Annotated in this window: 1 protein-coding gene; it reads left to right on the top strand. The window is 65.1% G+C overall.

Annotation, left to right across the window (positions count from 1 at the left end):
* A partial coding sequence (locus ACQG3P_RS19650; RefSeq protein WP_426805978.1) for a hypothetical protein occupies window positions 1-275 on the top strand: 275 nt, incomplete at both ends.

A 275-nucleotide genomic window follows, 5' to 3' on the forward strand; every position in this document is an offset into this window, starting at 1 on the left:
GCTCATGGGTGCCGAGGAAGACTCTGAACAGAGCTGGCGTGAATGGGAGCTGGAGCTGTCGGAGTTCGGCGACTCCACGCTGTTCGACAGGGTGACCGCACGTCTGCTGGATGCCGGGGCGGCCCCTGCCGGCCACGGATCAAAGTTGGCCCGCGTTCTTGACGTGCCCAAACGGGGGCGGAAGGGCACGGACTCGATCCAGCGCGCACTACTCGAACAGCTAGATCAACTGCTCGGCTGGGACCGTGCGGTACGGGTGGACACCGACGATTCGG

This window comes from Stenotrophomonas sp. SrG (assembly GCF_050031795.1).
GTDB classification, from domain to species: Bacteria; Pseudomonadota; Gammaproteobacteria; order Xanthomonadales; family Xanthomonadaceae; genus Stenotrophomonas; species Stenotrophomonas rhizophila_A.